This window comes from Kitasatospora sp. NPDC056783 (assembly GCF_042789895.1).
GTDB lineage: Bacteria > Actinomycetota > Actinomycetes > Streptomycetales > Streptomycetaceae > Kitasatospora.
On record NZ_JBHUAF010000369.1, the window covers coordinates 1 to 8,748 of the forward strand.

At 75.4% G+C, this 8,748-nt stretch carries 8 protein-coding genes and 1 pseudogene; 7 read left to right on the forward strand and 2 right to left on the reverse strand.

Going from position 1 to position 8,748, the window contains the following annotated elements:
• Positions 1-22 precede the first annotated feature (22 nt).
• A complete protein-coding gene (locus ACFRMQ_RS33710) occupies positions 23-871 on the forward strand; it encodes a DNA-formamidopyrimidine glycosylase family protein (protein WP_380734569.1) in 849 nt (282 codons plus the stop codon).
• Here the strand turns inward: ACFRMQ_RS33710 and ACFRMQ_RS33715 are convergent.
• A complete protein-coding gene (locus ACFRMQ_RS33715; protein ID WP_380734570.1) occupies positions 819-1,454 on the reverse strand; it encodes a uridine kinase in 636 nt (211 codons plus the stop codon). The genes ACFRMQ_RS33710 and ACFRMQ_RS33715 overlap by 53 nt on opposite strands.
• A gap of 14 nt (positions 1,455-1,468) precedes the next feature.
• On the opposite strand from ACFRMQ_RS33715, the pseudogene ACFRMQ_RS33720 reads away from it, so the two are divergent.
• From ACFRMQ_RS33720 to ACFRMQ_RS33745, 6 genes and pseudogenes are all read left to right on the forward strand, one after another.
• Positions 1,469-1,705: pseudogene (locus tag ACFRMQ_RS33720) on the forward strand (Uma2 family endonuclease); the annotation flags it as partial.
• Positions 1,706-2,008: 303 nt separating this feature from the next.
• Positions 2,009-3,676, forward strand: coding sequence for a histidine kinase (locus ACFRMQ_RS33725; protein ID WP_380734571.1), 1,668 nt, complete (start codon positions 2,009-2,011; stop codon positions 3,674-3,676).
• A 140-nt stretch (positions 3,677-3,816) separates the two neighbouring features.
• Positions 3,817-4,485, forward strand: a complete 669-nt coding sequence (locus ACFRMQ_RS33730; protein ID WP_380734576.1) for a response regulator — start codon at positions 3,817-3,819, stop codon at positions 4,483-4,485.
• A 554-nt stretch (positions 4,486-5,039) separates the two neighbouring features.
• A complete protein-coding gene (locus ACFRMQ_RS33735) occupies positions 5,040-5,780 on the forward strand; it encodes a transglycosylase family protein (protein ID WP_380734572.1) in 741 nt (246 codons plus the stop codon).
• A 282-nt stretch (positions 5,781-6,062) separates the two neighbouring features.
• Positions 6,063-6,836 (forward strand): SDR family NAD(P)-dependent oxidoreductase, encoded by a 774-nt coding sequence (locus tag ACFRMQ_RS33740; protein ID WP_380734573.1) that lies wholly within the window; start codon positions 6,063-6,065, stop codon positions 6,834-6,836.
• A gap of 103 nt (positions 6,837-6,939) precedes the next feature.
• On the forward strand, positions 6,940-7,539 hold the full coding sequence (locus ACFRMQ_RS33745; protein ID WP_380734574.1) for a TIGR03086 family metal-binding protein: 600 nt from the start codon (positions 6,940-6,942) through the stop codon (positions 7,537-7,539).
• Positions 7,540-7,558: 19 nt separating this feature from the next.
• Here the strand turns inward: ACFRMQ_RS33745 and ACFRMQ_RS33750 are convergent, their stop codons facing one another.
• Positions 7,559-8,698, reverse strand: coding sequence for an alpha/beta hydrolase (locus ACFRMQ_RS33750; protein ID WP_380734575.1), 1,140 nt, complete (start codon positions 8,696-8,698; stop codon positions 7,559-7,561).
• Positions 8,699-8,748: the final 50 nt, after the last annotated feature.

Here is an 8,748-nt window from a genome sequence, read left to right on the forward strand (position 1 = left end):
CCCCGCGGACCAGAATGGAGACATGCCAGAAGGTGACTCCGTCTACCGCGTGGCGGCCCACTTGCGCGAGGCCCTCGCCGGACAGCTGCTGACCAGCGCCGACCTGCGGGTACCCGCGCACGCCACCGCCGATCTCACCGGCCGCCGGGTGCTGGAGGTGGCCCCGCGCGGCAAACACCTGCTCGCCCGCTTCGAAGGCGGCCTCACCCTGCACACCCACCTGCGGATGGACGGCCGCTGGGAGGTCTACCGGGCCGGCGAGCAGTGGACCGGCGGCCCCGCCTGGCAGATCCGCGCCGTCCTCGCCACCGACCGGGGCGCCGCCGTCGGCTACCGGCTGCCCGTCGTCGAACTGCTGCGCACCGCCGACGAACGGCGGATCGTCGGCCACCTCGGCCCCGACCTGCTGGGCCCCGACTGGGACCCGGCCGAGGCCGTCCGCCGGCTCCTCGCCCGCCCGGGCCGCCCGGTCGTCGAGGCCCTGCTCGACCAGCGCAACCTGGCCGGGATCGGCAACGTCTACGCCAACGAACTGTGCTTCGTCGCGGGCGTGACGCCGTGGACCGAGGTCGGCGAACTCCCGTACCCCGACCGGCTGGTGGAGCGGGCCCGGCAGATGCTGGAGGCCAACAAGCTGCGCCCCGGGCACATCACCACCGGCGACACCCGGCCCGGCTACCAGCACTGGGTCTACGGCCGGGCCGGGCGGCCCTGCCCGCGTTGCGTCACCCCCGTGGCGACCGGGCGCCTGGGCACGCCGCCGCGCGACCGGGCGGTGTACTGGTGCCCGTACTGCCAGCGCGGCCCGGCCCCGGACCTCAGGAGTGTTCGACCAGTGCGGGGTGGCGCGGGTCGTCCACCCGGACGGTGACGTCGGCGGCCTCGGCGGGGACGGTCTCCGCCGCGTAGCGGGCGAAGGCGGGCAGTGTCCACTGCTGGTCGGCGGGGGTGCGGCGGGCCAGCGCGGCCGGGCCGAGTGCCAGGTGGACGGTCAGCTCCAACGGCAGCCAGCGTCCGAGCAGCAGGGCGCCGTCCAGCAACAGCACGCCGCCGGGCGGGAGTTCGGTGTACGGGGCGCGGGTCGAACGGTCGGTGACCGGGTCGCGCAGGGAGGGCAGGACGCGGCCGCTGCCGCCCGGCTCCAGCGGGTCGAGGACCTCGCGCAGCAGGGCGCCGTCGTCCAGCCAGAGGTCGTGGAAGGCGTCCGCGTCATGGTGGCCGTACTCCAGCCGGATCGACGCCGGGCGCAGGAAGTCCGCCGCCGAGACCCGCAGCGTCGGGTGGCCGCGCAGCCGCAGTGGCTCCACCAGGGCGTCGGCGAGCGCCTCGGGGCGGGCCGCCGCCGCGCCGTCCACGGCCACCCGCAGGTGGCGCCCGCCGGCGCCGGGCAGGGCGGCGATGCGGTCGGCGAGCAGCTCGGCCAGGTTGTCGGGGGAGATCGGGCGTACCTGCATCGGGCCATCCTGCCGTGTCGCGGCTTGCGCCGGGTTCCGAGACCACCGACCGAGTGGTCAAGCTCGACCAGTACGCCAAGGCGGGCATCCCCGTCCACCGGCGGGTCGAGCAGGCCACCGGGCGAGTGCCGATCGTGCACACCTACGTGCTGGACGAGGCCGGGGCCGGCTACCGCGCCGGGGAACTGTTCACCGGGCTGGTCAAGGCCGTGGTGCCCTACCCGGTGGAGGCGGACCTCTCCGGGCCCTGACGGAGGGTCGGCGCCGGCGGGGTGCCGGCCGCCGCGTGCGTCGCCCGGCCGACGTGGACGACGTCCTCGCACCCCGGGTCGCCGCGGTGGCCCTTGCCGTCGACCACGGTGGCGCGTCGGGACGTGTTCGGCTCGACCCGCCGGGTGGACGACGTGGCGCCGCTGCTCACCGCCTTCGGCCGGCAAGGCCCTGTCCCGGGGCTCCCGGGCTCCCCACCGGTGCCCGCCAGGCGACTTTCGTCGGTGCCGAGCGGCGACGAAGGAGGACGGCGGGTGCCCCGGCCGGACCGCTAGCCTCGACGGGTGGAAGCGATCGCACGGGCCTGGAACACGGCGGTACGGACGGCACTGCCGGGGCCTTGGAGGCCCCGCCGGGTGGTGGGAGAGGCGCTCGGCGCCCTGCTGATGGGCGGGTTCGCGGCGCTGCTGGAGGCGCTCCTCGACACCGGCCTGGCCCTGTCCTTCGGCGTGGCCGTCGCCGTGCTGTGGGTGCTGCGCAAGGGGCTGCCGGCCCCCGTCCTGCTCGCCGCCTCGGCCCTGGCCGGCTGGTCGGGCGGGCCGGTACTGCTGCTGGTCTGCGCGGGCTGGACCGCCGGGGCGCGGATTCTCCGGGTCTGGTCACTGGTCGGCGCCTTCGTCGTGGGCTGGGTGCTGTTCACCGTGGCGGGTGTGTTGCAGGACGTCGCCTCGCTGTCGCCGAAGCTGGTCCTGCCGATGTCGCTCGGTTTCTTCCTGGTGATCGCCGTGCTGCCCGCGCTCTACGGCCGCTACCGGGCGCAGCGCCGCGCCCTGCTGGACGCGCTGCGCGAGCGCAACGAGCAGCTGATGCGTGAGCGGGTCATGGTGGTGCACCAGGCGCGGCTGCGCGAGCGGCACCGGATCGCCCAGGACATGCACGACAGCCTGGGCCACCAGCTGGCGCTGATCTCGGTGCACTCCGGCGCGCTGGAGGTGGACCGGACGCTCACCGACCGGCAGCGCGAGGCGGTCGGGGTGCTGCGGCGGGCGGCGGTCGCGGCGATGCGCGAGCTGCGCGAGGTGGTCGGGGTGCTGCACGACGAGTCGACGGCGTCGCCGCCCGGCCCCGGGGCGGCCGCCGGGACGCCGGCCCGGGGCGGGGCGGACGGGATCGGGGGTTTGGTGGAGTCCTCCCGGGAGGCCGGCGCGGAGGTCGGCTTCGCCGTGGAGGGCGAGCGGCGTCCGTTGTCGGCCGCCGTCGACCACGCGGCGTACCGGATCGCGCAGGAGGCGCTCACCAACGCGCACAAGCACGCGCCGGGCGCACCGATCAACGTCGCGCTCCGGTACGAGCCGGACGCGCTGGTGGTGGAGGTGACCAACGCGCGCACGCCGGAGCTCGTCGACGCGCGCCCCGGCGCGGGCGCGGCGGTCAGCGGCGGTCAGGGGCTGGCCGGGTTGCGGGAGCGCGCCCGGCTGGTCGGCGGCATGGTGCACGCCGGGCCGACGCCGGAGCAGGGCTTCCGGCTGGCGGCGGTCCTCCCGTACGAAGGGGCGGAACAGGAGGGGACGGCCGCGGCGGCGGCCGGGGCCGAGGACTGGGTCCTGGACGGCCCGCCGCCCGCCGAGGGGACGGAGCGCCGGCGGCGCAGCCCGGCGACGGGCTGCGCGGTCGGGGTCGTCGCGGTCGCGCTGATCTTGCTCGCCCTGGTGGTCTGGGGGGTGGTCGCCTTCGTCCGGGGCACCAGCGACGCGACGGTGCAGAAGCCGATGTTCGACCGGATCGCGGTGGGCACGGCCGAGACCGAGGTGCTGCGCGTCCTGCCGCGCGGCAACGACTTCTTCACCGACACCTACAAGGAGGCCGGTCCCGAGGTGCCGACGGGCGCGAACTGCCGCTGGTACGTGCTGCACGGTGCGCCCGGGTCCGGCTGGGACGAGGAGCACGTGGCGCGGTTCTGCTTCCGTGACGGCGTGCTGGTGGACAAGCAGGAGTACGTGGCCAGGGGCTGAGCGCCCGCGCGCGCCGCGGTGGTGCGGCCGGGCGTTCGGCGGGAGGACCGGCCGACGGGTCCGGGGGCGGTGCGGGGCGGGTCCGCCGGGATGTGAGGATGGTGCCGCAGCCGACGCACCGTTCGAGGGGAATGACCAGCGTGATCCGAGTCCTCGTCGCCGACGACGAGCCGCTGATCCGGGCCGGGATCAGGATGATCCTCGGCTCCGCCGACGACATCGAGGTGGTCGCGGAGGCCGCCGACGGACGGGAGGCGCTGGAGCTCGCGCGGGCGCACCGGGTGGACGTGGTGCTGCTGGACATCCAGATGCCGGTGATGGACGGTCTGACGGCGCTCGGGGAGCTGGCGAAGGCCGCCCCCGGCGCGCGGGCGTTGATCCTCACCACCTTCGGGGAGCGCGAGAACGTCCTGCGCGCCGTGGCCGAGGGCGGCGCGGGCTTCCTGCTCAAGGACACCGCGCCGAACGAGCTGATCCAGGCCGTCCGGGCGGCGGCGGGTGGGAACGCCTTCCTGTCGCCGGCCGCCACCCGGCACATCGTCGACTCGCTGGCCTCCGGGCGCAGCGCCTCGCTGGCCGCCCGCGCCGTGGCGGCGCGGCGCCGGCTGGAGGTGCTCACCCCGCGCGAACTGGAGGTGCTGGCGCTGCTCGGTGAGGGTCTGTCCAACGCCGACGCGGGGGCGCGGATCCACATGAGCGAGGCGACGGTGAAGACCTACGTGAGCCGGATCCTGGCCAAGCTGGGCTGCGAGAACCGGGTCCAGGCGGCGTTGCTGGCGAGGGACGCGGAGCTGGACGGTCGTCGCTGAGGGTGTCGTTCCGGTCGCTCCGGGTGCCGGGCGTGACGGATGCCACTCGGCGGGCGGGCGGAACCGGGAACTCCGGGTGCGGTGGTGACGGTGCGTCAGCTGACGATTTCTCAGCGTCGATGGTGTGCCGGCTTTCTCGGATGGAGAGGTGTGAGCGAGGGCACGGAATTTGACCATCTGATCTTGAAAATATGGTCAAAAGCCTTCAAAACGGGCATGATTTTGTGATCGATACCGCCGGTAACAGTCAATTGACCAGCGACGTCCAAGAATTGCTTGCTGCGTCCGGGTGATGCCCCTAGCTTCATTGGCGGCGCAACGAGCGCCACCCGGGTTCACCCCGACGCACTGCCCGCCGACTGACCCGCGGCGCGAGGGCGGTGCCCGTCGACGAGCCGGCTCGAACGGGCCGTCGGCGTGCGGAGGTGACCGGGGCGGCACGGCACGTCCGACACGTGTCCGGCCGCCCCTCGAGTGAGGTGAGCAAAAGACCGCCGGCCCATGTCCCGGGCCTGGTTCCGCATGCCCGCCCGGGGCTTGTCGAGAGGACCTGTATGAATCTCCGTCACGAGACCGCCGCTGCCACCGACACCACCACCAGCAAGCGCCACCGCCTGCGGATGGCGGTCGTCGCGGGTGCCGCCGTCGCGGCCCTGCCGGTGACCGGCCTCGTCACGGCCACCTCGGCCTCCGCCGCTCCTGCCTCGACCTGGGACGCCGTCGCCCAGTGCGAGAGCGGTGGGAACTGGAGCATCAACAACGGCAACGGCTTCCACGGCGGGTTGCAGTTCAGCCCGTCCACCTGGGCCGCGTACGGCGGGACCGCGTACGCCTCCCAGGCCAACAGGGCGACCAGGGCGCAGCAGATCGCCGTCGCGGAGAAGGTCCTCGCCTCGCAGGGGCCGGGTGCCTGGCCGGTCTGCGGGAGGAAGGCGGGACTGGGCCGGGGCGGCGCTCCGGCGGCCGTCGACACCTCCGGCGGCACGGCGGCCAAGGCGGCCAAGCCGGCCACGAGGGCGGCCAAGCCCGCCACCAAGCCCGCCGCAAAGCCCGCCCCCGAGCCCGTGGCCGCGCAGCAGGCGCCCGAAGGCCGTCCCTCGGCCAAGCCGGCGCAGTCCGCCCCGGTGGCGCCCGCGAACACCGCCGGCGGCGGCTACACCGTCCGGAGCGGCGACACCCTGAGCGACATCGCGGCCAAGTTCGGCATCGACACCGACAGCCTCTACCGGAACAACGTGGGCACCATCGGCGACGACCCGGACCTGATCTTCCCGGGCCAGGCGCTGACCGTCTGACCGTCCGACCCGGAGGCGGCCGGCCAGGAACCGGCCGACCGGAGTCGGCTGACGGGCGGCACACCGCCGTGACCGGCCGAGCGGCCGTCCCCGTCCAGGGGGCGGTCGCCGCGGCGCGTCCCCGGACGGCGGGCGGGAGGTCGGGTCACGCGCGCCGGGGTGCGGAGGCGCCACGGAGGTTGATTGAACGTTGAACGCAACGTCCGAATGCCGCCGGAAGTTCGAGACGCCCAGGGCCAGGATCGAGCCATGTCCGAGATCGGAACGAGGAGTCCTGGAGAGATGACGATGAACGGTTCGACGGTCCGCGACGGCCTGGGCGGGCTCGACGGCCAGGTGGCCCTGGTGACCGGCGGCAGCCGGGGGATCGGCGAGGCGGTCGCCCTGCGGCTGGCCGAGGACGGCGCCGACGTGGTGCTGACCTACCAGGGCGGCGCGGAGCGGGCCGAGGAGGTCGCCGCGAAGATCACCGCGCTGGGACGGACCGGCTGGGCCGTCCGGGCGGACAGCGCCGACCCGCAGGCGGTGCAGGACGTGGTCACGGCGGTCGTGGAGCGGTTCGGACGGCTGGACGTCCTGGTGAACAACGCCGGGGTCGGCGTCCTCGGCCCGATCGGCGACCTGACCCTGGAGGACGTCGACCGGGTGCTGGAGGTGAACGTCCGGGCGCCCTTCCTGTACGCCCGCGCGGCCTCCGCGCACCTGGCCGAGGGCGGACGGATCATCACCATCGGCAGCTGCGTCGCCCAGCGCGTCGCCTTTCCCGGCACCACGCTGTACGCGACCAGCAAGGCCGCGCTGATCGGCCTGACCAAGGCGCTGGCCCGGGAACTCGGGCCGCGCGGGATCACCGCCAACCTGGTCCACCCGGGGCCGATCGACACCGACATGAACCCGGCCGACGGACCCTCGGCGGAGATCCAGGGCGAGCTGACCGCGCTCGGCCGCTTCGGCACCGGCGCGGAGGTCGCAGCCGCGGTCGCCTACCTGGCCGGCGAGGGCGGGCGGTACGTCAGCGGCGCCGAGCTCGCGGTGGACGGCGGCTTCGCCGCCTGAGCCACGCCGGCGCACCTCGGGTGCGGTGTCGTGCCGGGCGGTCGTCGGCGCTCGCGCTTACGATCGCCCGGCACGACCGTGCTCCCGTACCGAGAGGTGTGCCATGACCGCAGCGGACGACCCGATCGAGCTGCTCGTCCGGGCCCTCGCGCAGACCGCCGGGCTGATCGACGGTGCCGGCGTCGAGCTGGCCGGCCACCCGACGCCCTGCCGCTCCTGGGACGTCGGCGACCTGATCAGCCACCTCCTGCACGACCTGCGGCAGTTCACCGTCCGGGCGAAGGGCGGGCAGCCGGACTGGTCGCAGCCCTTCGAACGGGTGGAGGAGGACTGGCTGCACGCCTTCGAGGCCGGGGCGGAGGAACTCGTCGACGCCTGGCGTGCGGCCGGCGACCTCGGCGCCACCGTGGAGGTCCCCGGCGCCGGGACCCTCCCGGCCCGCTTCCCGGTGGACCAGCAGACCGCCGAATTCGCCGTCCACGGATGGGACTTGGCCCACGCCACCGGACAGTCCACCGAGGGCCTGGACCACGAGGTCGCGGACGCCGCCCTGGCCTGGGCCGCCGACGCGCTCACACCCGGGCAGCGCGGCGCGGAGGAGGACCACCACGCCTTCGGCCCCGCCGTCGCCGTCCCCGAGGACGCCCCGGCGTACGACCGGCTCGCGGCCTTCTTCGGCCGCGACCCCCAGGCCGCGGTGTAGCCCGACGGCGCTCGGGGCCCTACCCGTGCGCCCAGCGGAAGCCGATCTCCGGGTAGCGCGGTGACGGGCCGTCGAGCAGCGGGGCGGGGCGGTCGCGCAGGAAGCGGTCGACGAAGGCGAGGACGTAGGCGCGGGTGAGCGCGGTGGCGCGGGCCGGGGTCAGGGTGCCGAACAGCGTGGCGTAGAGGTCGGCGGGCAGGTGGGCCGCCACGTTGCCGGGGCCGGCGGCGTGCGGCAGGTCGGTGAAGCTGAGGTGGCCGGCGCCACCGGCGCGCAACTGGCGGCCCCAGGCGCGGTGGTGTTCGCGCCAGCGCCGCCAGGTGTCGTGGTCGTCGAGCGAGGTGAGCAGCAGGAACGGCCGGTCCAGCCCGGGGTCCGGGACGGGGGAGCCGAACAGGCCGCCGTCGAGGTCGAGGCCGATCCGCAGGCGCCGGTCCCGGCGCATCGCCTCGGCGGCCGCGGCGCCGCCCATGGAGTGGCCGAGCGCGCCGATCCGTTCCCGGTCGACCCGGAACGGCAGTCGGCCGCCGGTCAGTTCATCGATGACGAAGCGCAGGTCGCCGACCCGCGCGGCGATCTCCTTGTGGTCCTGGGCGTCCCAGTCCGGTGGGTCGTCCGGCAGTGCGCCGAGCACCAGCCGCCCGTCGGGGAACTCGACGGCGGCGGCGTCGTAGGTGTGGTCGACGGCCGCGACGAGGTAGCCGTGCGCGGCCAGCTCCTCGGCCAGCGCGGTGCAGTTGCCGCGTCCGCCGCCGCGGCCGTGCCCGAGCAGCAGCAGGGGGAGCGGGCCGGGCGTGGCGGGTGCGCCGGCGCGGGCGGTGGGGCGGACCAGGGTGAGGGTGCCCGGGTCCAGCGGCAGGACCCGCTCGATCACGGCCGCGACCCGGGGGGTGGTGTAGGGCGCGCGGGGGCGGCCCGCGGTGGTGTGCGCCGGGTACCAGAGCTGCACCATCAGCTCGCGCGGGCCGGGGGCGGGCGCGAACGGATCGGGGCGGTCGTGGTCGACCAGGTGGAGGACCGTGGTGCCGACCGGCCGGCCGGCGGTGGGCGCGGGCAGGTCGATGGTGCGGGGCGGGGCGGCCAGGGCGGGCCCGGCGGGCAGCAGGGCGGCGGCCCCGCCCAGGCCCGTGAGGGCGAGTAGCGAACGGCGCCTGATCATGCGTCAACCTCGGGCCTGCTCGGCGACTGGGGCCCGGTTCACCCTAGGCC